Below are 15,009 nucleotides of genomic sequence, written 5' to 3' on the forward strand. Positions count from 1 at the left end.
TTTTAAGCGGCTTGTTGTCGTTTATAGGGAGCGTTTGATCAGGCAGCGTCGGTGCCAAAGTAAGCTTCAATCACCTCTGGGTTATTTTGAATATCTTGAATATGCCCCTCGACCATCACGCTCCCTTGAGCCAGGACAATCACCGGGTCGCATAGCCGGGCAATCATGTCCATGTCGTGTTCGATCACTAAAAAGGTGTAACCCAACTCGCGATTCAAACGCTCAATATTGCTGATCAAGTCGCCCAGCAGGGTACGGTTAACGCCTGCGGCAATTTCATCAAGCAGCACGACCTTGGCATTCGTCATCATGGTGCGGCCAAGCTCTAACAGCTTTTTTTGCCCGCCAGACAGGTTGCCCGCCAGCTCATTGCGGACATGGTGCAGGCCGACAAACTCGATAACCTCAAGCGCACGTTTTTGGACCGCCGCTTCCTCTTCACGCACCCGTGCCGGTTTAAACCACGTGTTGAATAAGCTTTCTCCCGCCTGATGAGGCGGCACCATCATCAGATTTTCCAGCGCACTCATTTGGCTAAATTCATGGGCAATCTGGAAGGTGCGTAAAAGCCCCTTGTGGAAGCGTTGGTTGGCGCTGAGCGCGGTAATATCGTCACCGTCGAGAAATACATGGCCGCTATCCGGCGTCAGGGAGCCAGCGATCAGATTAAACAGGGTCGATTTACCTGCCCCATTAGGGCCGATCATGCCGGTAATTGAGCCTTTCTCGACGCGAATGGAGCAGTTGTTAATCACCTGTAATCCACCAAACGCCTTGTTCACCTGCTGTACTTCAATAAGAGGATGCATACATAGTGCCCTCGTGATGTAGGCGACCATTGGGTCGTCTGTATTGTTATTGTAGGGCGCTGATCAGCGCGGTTTTTGGCGTCGTTGGCTAAGCGCAAAGAGGCCGACCAGTAGCAGGGCGCCAAGCGCAGGAATCATATAGCCCTCAACCTGAGGAATAGTGCGTAAAAAGACAAACGCGACCGCGGTAGGGGCAACAAAACGCACTAGAAACCGCCAGCTAATAAACCAGCCATGGGTAGTATCCAGCTCTTTCATCACTTCGCTTTGGGTGAGCACCCAGCCCGCGAATAGCGCAATCATCAGGCCACCCAGCGGCATAAAGATATTGGTCAATAGTTCGATAACATCAAAGGCGCTGCGGCCAAATAGATGGTGGAAAAGACTGTCTTCTGCGCCGATGTTAAAGCTTGCGACGGTGAGCAGTCCCATTGCCCAAGCCGCCACCACCACGATGATGACTGCCTGGGGCCGGGTAAGGTTGAAGCGCTCGACCAGAAAAGCGGCCACGGGCTCGATAAGTGAGATGGAGGAGCTGATCGCAGCCCCTAGCACTAAAATAAAGAAGACGCCGCCGATTAGCGCGCCCAGCGGCATTTCAGCGAAGGCAAGGGGCAACGTCACAAACATCAGTCCTGGACCCTGGCCTGTTTCAAGTCCTGCCCCAAATACCAGCGCGAAAATCGCTAGCCCTGCTACCATGGCAATCGCCGTATCCACTATGGCCACGCCAATGGCGGTGCGCGTAAGAGAGGCATCGCCGGGCATATAGGCGCCGTAAGCCATAATAGCGCCCATCCCCAGGCTTAGCGTAAAGAAGGACTGCCCCACGGCTTGTAGCCAGCCCTCAAGGCTCAGGTCCGCGATGTTAAAGGTCAACAGAAAGCGCGCCGCCGCACGTATATCGCCATTCATCACACTGTAAACAAGCACTACTGTCAGAATAATGCACAGCGCTGGCATCATAATGCGCAGGCCCGTCTCAATTCCTCGGTGAACGCCCATGCTGACGATGAGTGCAGACGCCGCAATGAACAGCGTGTGATACAGCGTCATAAGGGAAGGTGACGCCAGCAGTGCGTCAAAACTCGCCGCCATCGTTTGCGCGTCGGCACCCACAAGCGAGCCGGTCAGCATGAGCCCGGTGTAGTGCAGTGCCCAGCCAGCGATGACCGAGTAAAAGCTTAAAATCAAAAAAGCCGAAGCCGCGCCCAGCCAGCCGATTAACTCCCAGGCGCGCGAGGCTTTGTGCGTTTTGGTTAAGTGCCGCATGCCCATAATAGGGCTCTGACGGCTGGTGCGGCCCAGCATGGTCTCGGCGATCAGGATAGGAGTGCCGACGGCCAAAATGGTGACGGCATACACCAGGATAAACGCCCCGCCACCGTTTTCACCGGTTAAATACGGGAAACGCCAAAGATTGCCCAAGCCCACGGCAGAGCCTACCGCCGCCAGTAAAAAAGTACCCTTGTGCGTCCAGACGTTGTGTCCACTCATGTACAGAGTGTTCCTGTGCAAGTGATAGGCAAAGATCGGTATCCAAATGCCTGTATGTATTGCAGTTTGGCAGAAAGCTTTGGCGTCGCCAGTTGTAAGCTACTGTGCGGTAGAATGCGTGCGCTTTCCAGCGCCTTGGCGTTTAGGCTGCGTTTATTGGTGCACTTGGCGAGGCTTTAAAAAAGAGTAGCGGAGGTAGCTGCGGGGCAATGAATGGCGCAAACGTTTGCAAAGAGCGCTCCCCAGATACAAGGAAGCCCGCACGGTGGCGGGCTTTCGGTCTTGCTAGAGCGCGTTGAGCGTTTGCTCAGCTGACTTATTTCTTGCCAGCGCGCTTACGCTCGTTCTCTGTCAGGTGCTTCTTGCGCAGGCGGATGTGCGTCGGCGTGACTTCCACCAGCTCATCGGAATCCAAGAATTCAATGGCCTGTTCCAGCGTGAACTTGATCGGCGGCGTCAGTACGATGTTTTCATCGTTACCGGTGGAGCGCATGTTATCGAGCTTTTTACCCTTGGTCGGGTTAACCACCATGTCGTTGGCACGGTTGTTAATACCGATCAGCATGCCTTCGTAGACTTCGGTAGCGTGATCGATGATCAGCTTGCCACGCTCTTGCAGCGCGTAAAGGGCATAGGCCAGCGCTTTACCGCCCACCATAGAGACCAGAACGCCGTTACGACGTTCGATAGACGCATCGGGCTTCAGCGGACCGTAGTGGTCAAAGCGGCTGGTCAAGATGCCGGTGCCGGATGTCAGGGTCAGGAACTGACCACGGAAACCGATCAAACCACGTGCAGGAATGATGAAGTCCAAGCGAACACGGCCTTTACCATCAGGATTCATGTTAGTCAGTTCACCCTTACGATAGCCAAGCTCTTCCATGATCGAGCCCTGGTGCTGCTCTTCACAGTCAATGATGACTTCTTCGTAGGGCTCCTGCTTAATGCCGTCGATCTCTTTGATGATAACTTCGGGGCGGCCAACGGCCAGCTCAAAGCCTTCACGACGCATGGTTTCGATCAGTACCGACAAGTGAAGCTCGCCGCGCCCGGAAACCTTGAATTTTTCAGGGGTGTCGCCCTGTTCAACGCGCAGTGCCACGTTGTGAATCAGCTCTTGATCAAGACGATCCTTGATATTACGGCTGGTGACGTACTTGCCTTCTTTACCGGCGAACGGCGAGTCATTGACCTGGAAGGTCATGGACACGGTTGGCTCATCAACGGAAAGCGGCGGCAGGGCTTCAACGGCACTGTTGTCGCACAGCGTATCGGAAATCGCCAGATCTTCGATGCCGGTGATACAAACGATGTCACCTGCGGTCGCTTCGGTCGTTTGTACACGCTCCAGACCCATGTGCGTCATGACCTGGCCGACTTTACCTTTGCGGGTAGCGCCTTCCTTGGTGATGACGGTGATCTGTTGGCCCGGCTTGACACTGCCGCGCTTGATGCGGCCAAGACCGATAACACCCACGTAGCTGTTGTAATCCAGTGCGGAAATTTGCATCTGGAAGGGACCGTCGACTTCAACTTGCGGCGGCTTAACGATATCTACAATCGCCTGGAACATGGGGTCCATGTTCTCGGCAAGTGCGTCAGGCTCCATGCCGGCAATGCCGTTGAGTGCTGAGCAGTAGATGATTGGGAAGTCGAGCTGCTCGTCGGTGGCACCCAAGTTGTCAAACAGATCGAAAATCTGGTCGATAACCCAGTCAGGGCGTGCGCCAGGGCGGTCAATCTTGTTCACCACGACGATCGGCTGGAGGCCTTGAGAGAACGCTTTTTGAGTCACAAAGCGGGTTTGCGGCATCGGGCCATCAACTGCGTCAACCAGCAGTAGCACTGAATCCACCATGGACATAACGCGCTCTACTTCACCACCGAAGTCAGCGTGCCCAGGGGTGTCAACGATGTTGATGTGGTAGCCCGTACCATTGCCATCTTGCCACTGAATGGCTGTGTTTTTGGCCAGGATCGTAATGCCGCGCTCTTTCTCCTGGTCATTGGAGTCCATAACCCGCTCTTGGGCTTCGGCCTTGCGGTCTAGTGTGCCCGATTGACTTAACAGCTTGTCTACCAAGGTAGTTTTGCCGTGGTCAACGTGGGCGATGATGGCAATGTTACGAAGATTCTCGATCACGACGCGATCCTGCTGGGAAAATAGGGCGGCATTATAGGGTCTCGGTATGGTCGACTACCAGCCTTGTCTCAAATAAAGCGTTAAGTCAATAACCCAAACGCGGCAGTTTTCGCCTCCTGCGTGCATCCGTTAAGATAGGCGTTTTCCCAGTTGGGGCAAGCACATGACCATCGGTAACCTGGTGCGTTTGTTGAGCGATGGCAATGTTCACTCTGGTGAACAATTAGGCGAAACGTTGGGCGTTTCGCGGGCTGCTGTATGGAAACAGCTAAAAAAATTGGAAGCCTTGGGCGTGGAGTTGGTGGCGGTCAAAGGGAGGGGCTATCGATTAGCCCACCGCCTTGAGCCATTGGAAGGTGCTCGAATTGTTGAGCACCTGCCTGCTCAGGCACGCCATTTGTTGACACGATTATTTGTCGAAGACCAGTTGCCTTCAAGCAATGAGTATCTGCGTCAGCGATTTAACCAGGGTGCGGGGCATGGCGAAGTGTGCCTGGTTGAACTCCAAACCGCCGGTCGTGGTCGCCGTGGGCGCGTATGGACAACCCCGTGGGGACAAAGTTTGATGCTCTCGTTGGGCTGGCGCTTTGACGCGGGGGTAGCCTCGCTTGAAGGGTTAAGCCTTGCGGTAGGCGTGGTTGTGTCTCAGGTGCTTGAGCAACTGGGCGCTGCGCCTAAGCTAAAATGGCCCAATGATATTCTGATGGTGGATGCAGGCGACGAGCTAGGCAAGCTGGCCGGCATATTGATTGAGGTGACGGGCGATGCGGCGGGGCCTTGCGAGGTTGTGATTGGCATGGGCATGAACCTGTCGTTAACCGAGTCTCAGCGCGCCGCCATTGACCAGCCGGTAGCTGCGCTGTTTGATGTGCATGCCGGGCATACGCGAAATCAGTTGGCGTCAGATGTTGTGGCGGGGCTTCTGAGCATGCTGGCAGATTTTGAACACGTCGGTTTTGCCGCATGGCGCGATGAGTGGAATGCGCGCCATGCGTATGTAGGCGCGCCGGTACGCATCATTCAAGGGGAGCGCGTCAGCGATGCGATCGCAGGCGACGTCGATAACAGCGGTAACTTATGGGTTACTGAAAACGGTCACTCGCGGCGCTTGGCAGGCGGTGAGATCAGCGTACGCAGGCGCTTATGATTCTGGATTTGGATATCGGTAATACCTTGTCGAAATGGCGGCTCAAGGATGCCGAAAGTAGTGAAATACGCTCGCGCGGTGCTGTCTGGACGCGCGAAGAGTGGCGCCCAGGGGCGGATATTCCAGACCTTGATGTGGTTGAGGCCGTACGTATTTCAAGCGTTGCCCGGGCCGCTGTATTGGAGGAGACGGTGACGCTGCTGCGCCACAAGGTGCGCCATGTCTATGTGGCGCACTCAACACCTGAAGCGTTGGGCGTTGTTAACGGCTATGAGGAGCCCTCTCGGTTGGGGGTCGACCGATGGATGGGAGCGCTTGCCGGATACCAACTGGCCGGAGGCTGCTGTGCGGTCGACTGTGGTAGTGCAATCACTATTGATTTTGTGCTGCCTGGCGGTATGCACCTGGGGGGCTTTATTATCCCGGGGCTGCGGCTAATGAAAGAGAGCTTAAAGCTGGGTACCCGCAATGTCGCGATTGATCCTGAAAGCGAGGCGGACGCTTTGCTGGAGCCTGGGCGTCGCACCGTCGATGCGGTTAATCACGGGATTTATATGGCGGCTGTTAGCGCGATTAACCGTATTTATAGCGAAGTGTGCGATCAGCAGGGCATTGCGCTACCCGTGCTGTTAACAGGCGGCGATGCACGCGTGGTTTCTCGAGGCGTGCAGGTGCCTCACGCGGTATGGCCTGATATGGTGTATGGGGGGCTTGAGGCCAGTTTTCCGCTTACCTTCACTGAACGAGCAGGAAAAATGGCCGGTGCGCCGCGGGTGCCTGAGCCTGTATCGTTAGAAAAAATTCGCGCAGGGCTTGCATTCTCTATGCTGCTTTGACAAAATGCAGCGCGTTCCAAGGCAGCTAACAGATGCGCTAGCATCGCAAGCTACGATAAATTAAGTAAATATCTAGCTTGACAGTGTTTTGGAGGCTGGCATAATGTGCCGCCAACGCTGGAGAGATTCCCGAGTGGCCAAAGGGAGCAGACTGTAAATCTGCCGCGAAAGCTTCGAAGGTTCGAATCCTTCTCTCTCCACCAGATTTAAGCAGCAGCGACGTTTTTCGGTGTTGTGGGATGAAAGCCGGTAGAGGGCATTGTCTATCGTTCGGCGTGCAGCGGCTTGTAATCCATGCAGCAGTTACGCGGGCGTAGTTCAACGGTAGAACCTCAGCCTTCCAAGCTGATGGTGCGGGTTCGATTCCCGCCGCCCGCTCCAGTTGATGTGATTTGGCTCATGTAGCTCAGGGGTAGAGCACACCCTTGGTAAGGGTGAGGTCGACGGTTCAATTCCGTCCATGAGCTCCATATTTCGAGAAAAGCGAGCGAAGCTCGCTTTTTTTGTTTCTGAGTTCGTCTCTGTCGTAGGGCGCTGCATATTTTGAGTGTTCGATGCAGAGTGGGGTTGTCAGGTGGTTATTTCTCCGCTATCATGGCGCCCGCTGTTGTGTAGGCTTTTCTTTTCCTATGCAGCGATGATAGGCCAGTGGCTCAATTGGCAGAGCAGCGGTCTCCAAAACCGCAGGTTGGGGGTTCGAGTCCCTCCTGGCCTGCCAACCTTCCCCAGGTTGGCATGTTTTTTCAGAATTCCTTTATTGTAGCCGCATCCCAAGGAGTCTCGTTTTATGAAGCCTGGTTCTGTAAAGCACGGTACCGAGGTGCAGCAGGCGCGCCATGACGGGCTTAAGTGGGCTGTGGTTGCAGCGCTGCTTGTCGTTGCTGTCGTTGGTAATACCTATTTCGCCGATATTGGCTTGCTCTACCGCGTATTAGGTGTGGTGGTGTTGTGTGCGCTTGCAGGTTTTATCGCACTTACCACTACTAAAGGTCGCGACTTAACAGAGCTTGCCGTAAGCGCCAAGAAAGAGATTCAGCGCGTTGTATGGCCGACCCGTCCCGAGACTATTCAAACCACTGCGATTGTTCTGGTGGCGGTTCTCGTGGTGGGGTTGATGCTGTGGTTGATTGACACTCTTCTTGGCTGGGCAATGTCCGGCGTCATTGGTTAGGAGTTTTCATGTCCAAACGTTGGTACGTCGTCCACGCCTATTCCGGTTTTGAGAAGCATGTTATGCGCTCACTGATTGAGCGCGTAAAAATGTACGGTATGGAAGATCGTTTTGGCGAAATTCTGGTGCCGACGGAAGAAGTCGTGGAAATGCGCGACGGCAAACGCCGCAAGAGTGAGCGTAAATTCTATCCCGGCTATGTATTAGTCGAGATGGAGATGGTCGATGAGACATGGCATCTCGTTAATGAGACTCCGCGCGTTATGGGCTTCATCGGCGGAACGAAAGAGAAACCGGCTGCGATCACGACCCGTGAAGCGGACGCTATTTTGCGTCGCGTTAAAGACGGAACCGATAAGCCGCGGCCCAAGACAATGTTTGAGCCGGGCCAGTCGGTACGTGTTATCGATGGTCCTTTTGCCGACTTCAACGGTTTGGTTGAAGAAGTCAACTACGACAAGAGCCGTTTGCAGGTCAGTGTATTGATCTTTGGGCGTGCAACACCTGTCGAGCTTGAATTTTCTCAGGTCGAGAAAGAGTAGGATGCAGGTTAAGAAAACGTCGTAAATTCGTAAGAGGCAGCCGTTGGCTGTCTCGCTAGTCCCGGGGAGCCGCAAGGCGCTATTACCCAATTGGAGTGTTTACCATGGCCAAGAAAGTCCAGGCTTATATCAAACTGCAGGTAGCTGCAGGTAAAGCCAATCCAAGTCCGCCCGTAGGCCCAGCACTGGGTCAGCACGGTGTGAACATCATGGAATTTTGTAAGGCGTTTAACGCAGCGACTCAAGAGATTGAGCCGGGTCTGCCGACGCCTGTCGTGATCACTGTCTACTCTGACCGTAGCTTCACGTTCGTTACCAAAACACCGCCTGCTGCCGTGCTGCTGAAAAAAGCCGCTGGTATCAAGTCGGGTTCTGGTGAGCCGAACAAGAAGAAGGTCGGTACCGTGACGCGCGAGCAGATTGAAGAGATCGCCAAAACCAAGGAGCCTGATCTGACGGCTTCTGATCTCGATGCCGCCGTACGTACTATCGCAGGCAGCGCTCGTAGCATGGGCCTTAACGTGGAGGGTCTCTGATCATGGCTAAACTGTCTAAGCGCGCGAAGGTCATTCGCGAGAAAGTAGATGCCAACAAGACGTACTCTCTGGAAGACGCGGTTGCACTGCTTTCTGAGCTGTCTACTGTTAAGTTCAATGAGTCTGTTGATGTCGCGATCAACCTGGGTGTTGATCCGCGTAAATCTGACCAGGTCGTTCGTGGCGCAACCGTCATGCCTAACGGTACTGGTAAAGATGTACGCGTAGCGGTCTTCACTCAAGGTGCTAACGCTGATGCTGCTAAAGAAGCAGGCGCTGACATTGTGGGTATGGATGAGCTGGCTGAGCAAGTGAAGAAAGGCGTGATGGATTTTGACGTCGTTATCGCTTCTCCGGACGCTATGCGCGTTGTTGGTCAGCTGGGCCAGATTCTTGGTCCGCGCGGCCTGATGCCGAACCCGAAAGTCGGCACCGTAACGCCTGACGTTGCAACCGCAGTTAAGAACGCCAAGGCCGGTCAGGTACGTTTCCGTACTGACAAAAACGGTATTATTCACACGACACTGGGTAAAGTGACGTTTGATGCTGCGTCTGTTCAAGGCAACCTGGAAGCGCTGGTTGCTGACCTTAAGAGGCTCAAGCCGAGCTCTTCTAAAGGTATTTACTTTAAGAAAGTCACCCTGTCCACTACCATGGGCCCAGGTCTGACTATCGACCACTCTGCGTTTGTATAAGCAGACCGTCGACAGGTTTAAGTAAGAACCGAGCAAGAACTTTGCGGTCCTCTAGTTAGGTAAGCCTACTGGAGCACCGTCAAAGACCGCAGGTGCCGCGTTGGATGTTTTCATCTCAGCGCGGCTTAATTGCCTAAAGCGCCTGCGCAGATGGTGTGGCCGCCAGTTGGTTGAAGCTTTTTAGCGACATTGCTTTCTGGTGAGCACCATCCCCTAAGGCTTCCAGTGCTGGTTAGAGTAGGTCTGGAAGAGATGGTAACCTCCGGCGCCTTAAAAAGGCTCCGGCACGAAGGAGTGATCACTGTGCCACTAGCACTTGAAGGCAAGAAAGCGATTGTTGCCGAGGTCAGTGAAGCGGCCAAGGGCGCACTCTCCGTCGTAGTTGCCGATTCTCGCGGTGTAACGGTCGGTAAAATGACCGATCTGCGCAAGCAGGCACGTGAGAATGGTGTAGAGCTGCGTGTTGTTCGTAACACGCTGGCTCGCCGCGCCCTCGAGGGCACTCAGTGGGAGTGTCTGAACGAGAGCTTTGTTGGTCCGACTCTGTTGGCTTTCTCTACTGATCATCCGGGCGCTGCCGCTCGTTTGTTCAAGGATTTTGCTAAAACTGAGCAGAACTTCGAAGTGAAGGCGTTGGCCTACGAAGGCGAACTGATCCCGGCTGCTGACATCGACCGTCTGGCAACCCTACCGACTTACAACGAAGCAATTGCCAAGTTGATGTCGGTAATGAAAGAAGCCTCCGCTGGCAAGCTGGTTCGTACTCTGGCCGCTCTGCGCGATCAGAAGCAAGAAGAAGCTGCGTAAGCAGACCTTTTTGCAGGCAGCGTGAACGCTATGTCGGTTGCGTTGCCTGAACCGAGCAATGAATCCCGAGTTCTCGGCCGACCGAGACTCCCGCAAAGTTAGGAATGAAAAATGGCACTGTCTAAAGACGATATCATCAATGCTGTAGCCGACATGTCCGTAATGGAAGTTGTTGAGCTGATCGAAGCAATGGAAGAGAAATTCGGCGTATCAGCTGCTGCAGCTGTTATGGCTGGCCCGGCTGCTGGCGGCGAAGCTGCTGCAGAAGAGCAAACTGAGTTTGACCTGGTTCTGACCGCTGCTGGTGACAAGAAAGTTAACGTCATCAAAGCAGTTCGCGAAATCACTGGTCTTGGCCTGAAAGAAGCTAAAGGCGCTGTTGACGGCGCTCCGGCAACGATCAAAGAAGCCATGTCCAAAGACGACGCAGAAGCAGCAAAAGCGAAGCTGGAAGAAGCGGGCGCAAGCGTCGAGCTCAAGTAATTCTTGTGCTGACGGCTTTACGCGCTGCGTAAGCTTCCACGGCTGGCGGCGGGTTTTCCCGCTGCCGGCCTTTTTCTGTTGCAACGTTAAGGTTGCACCAGAAACACAGTAATACCGTTGTTGTAATACTGTTATCGATCAAGATTTTCGACGGCGAGCTACCGGTTTAGGAGCTTGCTGTCTGCGTCTGACACGCCCGCGCAGGGCAGCGATGACCACGCATCGGTCACCCATGGTGAACAAGCTGGGGAATACAGATGGCTTACTCATATACTGAGAAAAAACGCATCCGCAAGGATTTCGGCAAACTGCCCCAAGTGATGGATGTGCCTTACTTGCTGGCCATCCAGCTTGATTCCTATTACGACTTTCTCCAGCAAGATCGTTCGCCTGATGAGCGTCACGAAGTTGGCCTGCATGCGGCGTTCAAGTCCGTTTTCCCGATCGAGAGTTTCTCGGGCAACGCGGCACTTGAGTACGTTAGCTATCGCTTTGGTACGCCGGCGTTCGATGTTAAGGAGTGTCAGCTGCGTGGCGTGACCTATTCCGCCCCGCTGCGCGTCAAGGTTCGCTTGATCATTTATGATCGCGATTCCTCGAACAAGGCAATCAAGGATATTAAAGAGCAAGAAGTCTACATGGGGGAAATCCCCCTGATGACTGAGAACGGTACCTTTGTTATCAATGGTACTGAGCGGGTTATCGTTTCCCAGCTCCACCGCTCTCCCGGTGTGTTCTTCGATCACGACAAAGGCAAGAGCCACTCTTCTGGTAAGTTGCTCTACTCTGCTCGCGTAATTCCTTACCGTGGTTCCTGGTTGGACTTCGAGTTCGACCCCAAAGACAACGTGTTTGTACGTATTGACCGTCGCCGTAAACTGCCGGCCTCGGTGCTGATGCGTGCGTTAGGCATGAGTACTGAAGAAATCCTTGGTGAGTTCTTCGAAACCAGCGTTTTCCACATCGAGAAGTCTGGCTTCTCCGTGGAGCTGGTACCCTCGCGTCTGCGCGGCGAAACCGCCACCTTTGATATCAAGGATGGCAACGGCGACATCATTGTTGAAGAAGGTCGTCGGATTACTCAGAAGCACATTCGTCAGCTTGAAAAAGCCGGCCTTGAGCGTCTGGAAGTACCGATGGAATACCTGTTCGGTAAAACGCTGGCCAAGGATCAGATTGACACCAAAACCGGTGAGCTGATCTGCCCGTGCAACACCGAAATTACCCCTGAAGTGCTTGAGCGCATGGCGCAAGGCAGCATCAAGCGCATTGAAACGCTTTACACCAACGACCTCGACTGCGGCTCGTTCATTTCCGACACCTTAAAGTTGGATACGACTGGCTCCGCACTTGAAGCGCTCGTTGAAATTTATCGCATGATGCGTCCCGGCGAGCCGCCCACAAAAGAGTCTGCCGAGACGTTGTTTAACAACCTGTTCTTCTCTGAGGACCGCTACGACCTGTCGGGCGTAGGCCGCATGAAGTTCAACCGTCGCCTGCGTCGTGAATCCGACACGGGTTCCGGCGTACTGGATCGCAAGGACATCCTCGATGTGCTGCGCGAGCTGATCAATATCCGTAACGGCTTTGGTGACGTTGATGATATCGATCACCTGGGTAACCGTCGTATTCGCTGTGTGGGCGAAATGGCCGAGAACCAGTTCCGTGTCGGCCTGGTACGCGTTGAGCGTGCGGTAAAAGAGCGTCTTTCCATGGCGGAAAGCGAAGGCCTGATGCCCCAGGACTTGATCAACGCCAAGCCAGTTGCAGCGGCGGTGAAAGAGTTCTTCGGTTCAAGCCAGCTGTCCCAGTTCATGGACCAGAACAACCCACTTTCGGAAGTTACCCACAAGCGTCGTGTGTCTGCACTCGGCCCGGGTGGTTTGACCCGTGAGCGCGCTGGCTTTGAAGTACGTGACGTACACGCCACGCACTACGGCCGTTTATGCCCGATCGAAACACCTGAAGGACCGAACATCGGTCTGATCAACTCGCTGGCCACCTACAGCCACACCAACAGCTACGGCTTCCTCGAAACGCCGTACCGTAAGGTGAATGCGGGTCAGGTAACTGACGATATTGTGCACCTCTCTGCTATTGAAGAGGGCGACTACATCATCGCTCAGGCTTCTGCAGCGGTAGATGAGTCCAATAAGCTTTCTGACGACCTGGTTCAGGTGCGTCACCGTGGTGAAACCACCTTTATGCGTCCTGAGCAAGTGACGCTGATGGACGTTTCTCCTCGCCAGGTCGTGTCGGTGGCGGCTGCCCTGATTCCGTTCCTGGAGCACGATGATGCTAACCGCGCCTTGATGGGTGCGAACATGCAGCGTCAGGCCGTTCCTACTCTGCGTGCTGACAAGCCGCTGGTGGGTACCGGCATGGAGCGTTTCGTTGCGCGTGACTCTGGCGTATGTGCCGTAGCGCGTCGTGGCGGCGTTATCGACTCGGTAGATGCGCGTCGTGTGGTAGTACGGGTTAGCGAAGATGAGATCATCGGTGGTGAAGCCGGCGTTGATATCTACAATCTGACCAAGTACACCCGCTCGAACCAGAACACCTGTATGAACCAGCGCCCCATTGTGCGTCCTGGCGACAGCGTTGCACGTGGCGATATTCTGGCTGACGGCCCGTCTGTTGACATGGGTGACCTGGCACTGGGTCAGAACATGCGCATCGCGTTCATGCCCTGGAACGGCTACAACTTCGAGGACTCCATTCTGCTCTCTGAGCGGGTCGTTCAAGAAGACCGTTTCACCACGATCCACATTCAGGAACTGACCTGTGTGTCTCGCGACACCAAGCTAGGGCCGGAAGAGATCACCTCTGATATTCCCAATGTCGGTGAGTCCGCGCTGGGTAAATTGGATGAGGCGGGCGTCGTGTACATCGGTGCTGAAGTTGGCCCGGGCGACATTCTGGTCGGTAAGGTAACGCCGAAGGGTGAAACCCAGCTGACGCCAGAAGAGAAGCTACTGCGTGCGATCTTCGGTGAGAAAGCGTCTGACGTAAAAGATACCTCCCTGCGTGCTCCTACGGGCATGAAAGGTACGGTTATCGACGTTCAGGTGTTCACTCGCGACGGCGTTGAAAAAGATTCACGTGCGCTCTCCATCGAGCAAATGCAGCTGGATGAAGTGCGTAAGGACCTGCAGGAAACCTACCGTATTGCTGAAGACGCAACGTTTGAGCGTCTGCAGCGTACGCTGGATGGCCAAGCGGTTAACGGCGGTCCGAACCTCAAGAAAGGCGACGTGCTGGACGAGGCTTACCTCGACGAGCTGCCGCGTCAGCAGTGGTTCAAGCTGCGCATGCAGGATGAGGCTTACAACGAGCTTCTGGCCCAGGCCGACGAGCAGTTGGAAAACCGTCGTAAAGAGATGGACGAGCGTTTTGAAGACAAGAAACGCAAGCTGACTCAGGGCGATGATCTGGCGCCTGGCGTGCTCAAAATCGTCAAGGTTTACATGGCGGTCAAGCGCCGTGTCCAGCCAGGCGACAAGATGGCGGGTCGCCACGGTAACAAGGGTGTTATCTCCGCGATTATGCCGATCGAAGACATGCCGTTCGATGAGAAGGGCGAGCCGGTCGATGTGGTACTTAACCCCTTGGGTGTACCGTCGCGTATGAACGTGGGTCAGATTCTTGAAACGCACCTGGGAATGGCAGCGCGTGGTTTGGGTGTCAAAATCGACGCTATGCTACGTGATGCGCGCGGCCAGCAGGTTGCCGAGATCCGTGACTTCCTTGGTCAGGTATACAACACGCCGGGTGCGCGCCTTGAAGATCTGGGTTCGCTCAGTGATGACGAAGTTATCGCGCTGGCGAAAAACCTGAAAGGCGGTGTCCCCATGGCCACGCCGGTATTTGATGGTGCCGAAGAGCACGAAATCAAACACTTGCTGAAGCTTGCTGACATTCCTGAGTCTGGCCAAATGGTGCTGCACGATGGCCGTACCGGTGATGCGTTTGATCGCCCGGTCACCGTCGGCTACATGTACATGCTGAAGCTGAACCACTTGGTAGACGACAAGATGCACGCTCGTTCTACCGGCTCTTACTCGCTGGTTACCCAGCAGCCCTTGGGTGGTAAAGCACAGTTCGGTGGTCAGCGCTTTGGTGAGATGGAAGTGTGGGCGCTGGAAGCCTATGGCGCGGCCTACACCCTGCAAGAGATGCTCACCGTCAAATCGGACGACGTCGAAGGCCGCACCAAGATGTACAAAAACATCGTGGATGGCGACCACACCATGCAGGCAGGCATGCCGGAATCCTTCAATGTACTCGTGAAGGAAATCCGCTCGCTGGGCATCGATATTGAGTTAGAGAGCTAGGAGCCGTGC

Annotated in this window: 12 protein-coding genes and 4 tRNA genes; 13 read left to right on the top strand and 3 right to left on the bottom strand. The window is 54.6% G+C overall.

Annotated elements, in window-relative coordinates:
• Nucleotides 1–38: 38 nt before the first annotated feature.
• The 3 genes from ACT3TC_RS05060 to typA form a co-directional block, all read right to left on the bottom strand.
• Complete coding sequence (locus ACT3TC_RS05060; protein ID WP_444639380.1) at nt 39–809, bottom strand: ABC transporter ATP-binding protein; 771 nt, start codon at nt 807–809, stop codon at nt 39–41.
• 63 nt (nt 810–872) lie between these two features.
• Nucleotides 873–2,306: a sodium-dependent transporter gene (locus ACT3TC_RS05065; protein ID WP_444639381.1), complete on the bottom strand. Its 1,434-nt coding sequence runs from the start codon at nt 2,304–2,306 to the stop codon at nt 873–875.
• A gap of 316 nt (nt 2,307–2,622) precedes the next feature.
• Nucleotides 2,623–4,449 carry a translational GTPase TypA gene (gene typA, locus ACT3TC_RS05070; protein WP_444631138.1) on the bottom strand — a complete coding sequence of 609 codons (1,827 nt, stop codon included), beginning with the start codon at nt 4,447–4,449 and terminating at the stop codon, nt 2,623–2,625.
• Between the two features lie 163 nt (nt 4,450–4,612).
• Between typA and ACT3TC_RS05075 the strand changes: the two genes are divergently transcribed.
• From ACT3TC_RS05075 to rpoB, 13 genes are all read left to right on the top strand, one after another.
• Complete coding sequence (locus ACT3TC_RS05075) at nt 4,613–5,596, top strand: biotin--[acetyl-CoA-carboxylase] ligase (RefSeq protein WP_172117725.1); 984 nt, start codon at nt 4,613–4,615, stop codon at nt 5,594–5,596.
• A complete protein-coding gene (locus ACT3TC_RS05080; protein WP_172117724.1) occupies nt 5,593–6,432 on the top strand; it encodes a type III pantothenate kinase in 840 nt (279 codons plus the stop codon). The genes ACT3TC_RS05075 and ACT3TC_RS05080 overlap by 4 nt, the downstream gene beginning before the upstream one ends.
• Before the next feature lie 119 nt (nt 6,433–6,551).
• Nucleotides 6,552–6,635, top strand: a tRNA-Tyr gene (locus ACT3TC_RS05085).
• Between the two features lie 104 nt (nt 6,636–6,739).
• A tRNA-Gly gene (locus ACT3TC_RS05090) sits at nt 6,740–6,813 on the top strand.
• A 14-nt stretch (nt 6,814–6,827) separates the two neighbouring features.
• Nucleotides 6,828–6,902 (top strand) — tRNA-Thr (locus ACT3TC_RS05095).
• A gap of 172 nt (nt 6,903–7,074) precedes the next feature.
• Nucleotides 7,075–7,150: transfer RNA gene (locus tag ACT3TC_RS05100), tRNA-Trp, on the top strand.
• A 69-nt stretch (nt 7,151–7,219) separates the two neighbouring features.
• Nucleotides 7,220–7,603 (top strand): preprotein translocase subunit SecE, encoded by a 384-nt coding sequence (gene secE, locus ACT3TC_RS05105; RefSeq protein ID WP_193053652.1) that lies wholly within the window; start codon nt 7,220–7,222, stop codon nt 7,601–7,603.
• 8 nt (nt 7,604–7,611) lie between these two features.
• Nucleotides 7,612–8,145, top strand: coding sequence for a transcription termination/antitermination protein NusG (gene nusG / locus ACT3TC_RS05110; RefSeq protein ID WP_193053651.1), 534 nt, complete (start codon nt 7,612–7,614; stop codon nt 8,143–8,145).
• Nucleotides 8,146–8,249: 104 nt separating this feature from the next.
• Nucleotides 8,250–8,681 carry a 50S ribosomal protein L11 gene (gene rplK, locus ACT3TC_RS05115; RefSeq protein WP_172117721.1) on the top strand — a complete coding sequence of 144 codons (432 nt, stop codon included), beginning with the start codon at nt 8,250–8,252 and terminating at the stop codon, nt 8,679–8,681.
• A 2-nt stretch (nt 8,682–8,683) separates the two neighbouring features.
• Nucleotides 8,684–9,376, top strand: coding sequence for a 50S ribosomal protein L1 (gene rplA, locus ACT3TC_RS05120; RefSeq protein ID WP_193053650.1), 693 nt, complete (start codon nt 8,684–8,686; stop codon nt 9,374–9,376).
• Nucleotides 9,377–9,679: 303 nt separating this feature from the next.
• The gene (gene rplJ, locus ACT3TC_RS05125; RefSeq protein WP_106374976.1) at nt 9,680–10,183 is read left to right on the top strand and encodes a 50S ribosomal protein L10; all 504 of its coding nucleotides are present in this window, start codon (nt 9,680–9,682) and stop codon (nt 10,181–10,183) included.
• A 111-nt stretch (nt 10,184–10,294) separates the two neighbouring features.
• A complete protein-coding gene (gene rplL / locus ACT3TC_RS05130) occupies nt 10,295–10,666 on the top strand; it encodes a 50S ribosomal protein L7/L12 (RefSeq protein ID WP_087108966.1) in 372 nt (123 codons plus the stop codon).
• Between the two features lie 257 nt (nt 10,667–10,923).
• Complete coding sequence (rpoB, locus tag ACT3TC_RS05135; protein WP_444639382.1) at nt 10,924–15,000, top strand: DNA-directed RNA polymerase subunit beta; 4,077 nt, start codon at nt 10,924–10,926, stop codon at nt 14,998–15,000.
• Nucleotides 15,001–15,009: the final 9 nt, after the last annotated feature.

Origin of the sequence: Halomonas sp. AOP27-A1-41, from assembly GCF_052378605.1 — a bacterium.
GTDB lineage: Bacteria > Pseudomonadota > Gammaproteobacteria > Pseudomonadales > Halomonadaceae > Vreelandella > Vreelandella citrativorans.

Bases quoted from the DNA above. Each gene is read 5' to 3' on its own strand.
- ACT3TC_RS05060 (WP_444639380.1), bottom strand. From the start codon at position 809: ATGCATCCTCTTATTGAAGTACAGCAGGTGAACAAGGCGTTTGGTGGA.
- ACT3TC_RS05065 (WP_444639381.1), bottom strand. From the start codon at position 2,306: ATGAGTGGACACAACGTCTGGACGCACAAGGGTACTTTTTTACTGGCG.
- ACT3TC_RS05075 (WP_172117725.1), top strand. From the start codon at position 4,613: ATGACCATCGGTAACCTGGTGCGTTTGTTGAGCGATGGCAATGTTCAC.
- ACT3TC_RS05080 (WP_172117724.1), top strand. From the start codon at position 5,593: ATGATTCTGGATTTGGATATCGGTAATACCTTGTCGAAATGGCGGCTC.
- secE (WP_193053652.1), top strand. From the start codon at position 7,220: ATGAAGCCTGGTTCTGTAAAGCACGGTACCGAGGTGCAGCAGGCGCGC.
- nusG (WP_193053651.1), top strand. From the start codon at position 7,612: ATGTCCAAACGTTGGTACGTCGTCCACGCCTATTCCGGTTTTGAGAAG.
- rplK (WP_172117721.1), top strand. From the start codon at position 8,250: ATGGCCAAGAAAGTCCAGGCTTATATCAAACTGCAGGTAGCTGCAGGT.
- rplA (WP_193053650.1), top strand. From the start codon at position 8,684: ATGGCTAAACTGTCTAAGCGCGCGAAGGTCATTCGCGAGAAAGTAGAT.
- rplL (WP_087108966.1), top strand. From the start codon at position 10,295: ATGGCACTGTCTAAAGACGATATCATCAATGCTGTAGCCGACATGTCC.
- rpoB (WP_444639382.1), top strand. From the start codon at position 10,924: ATGGCTTACTCATATACTGAGAAAAAACGCATCCGCAAGGATTTCGGC.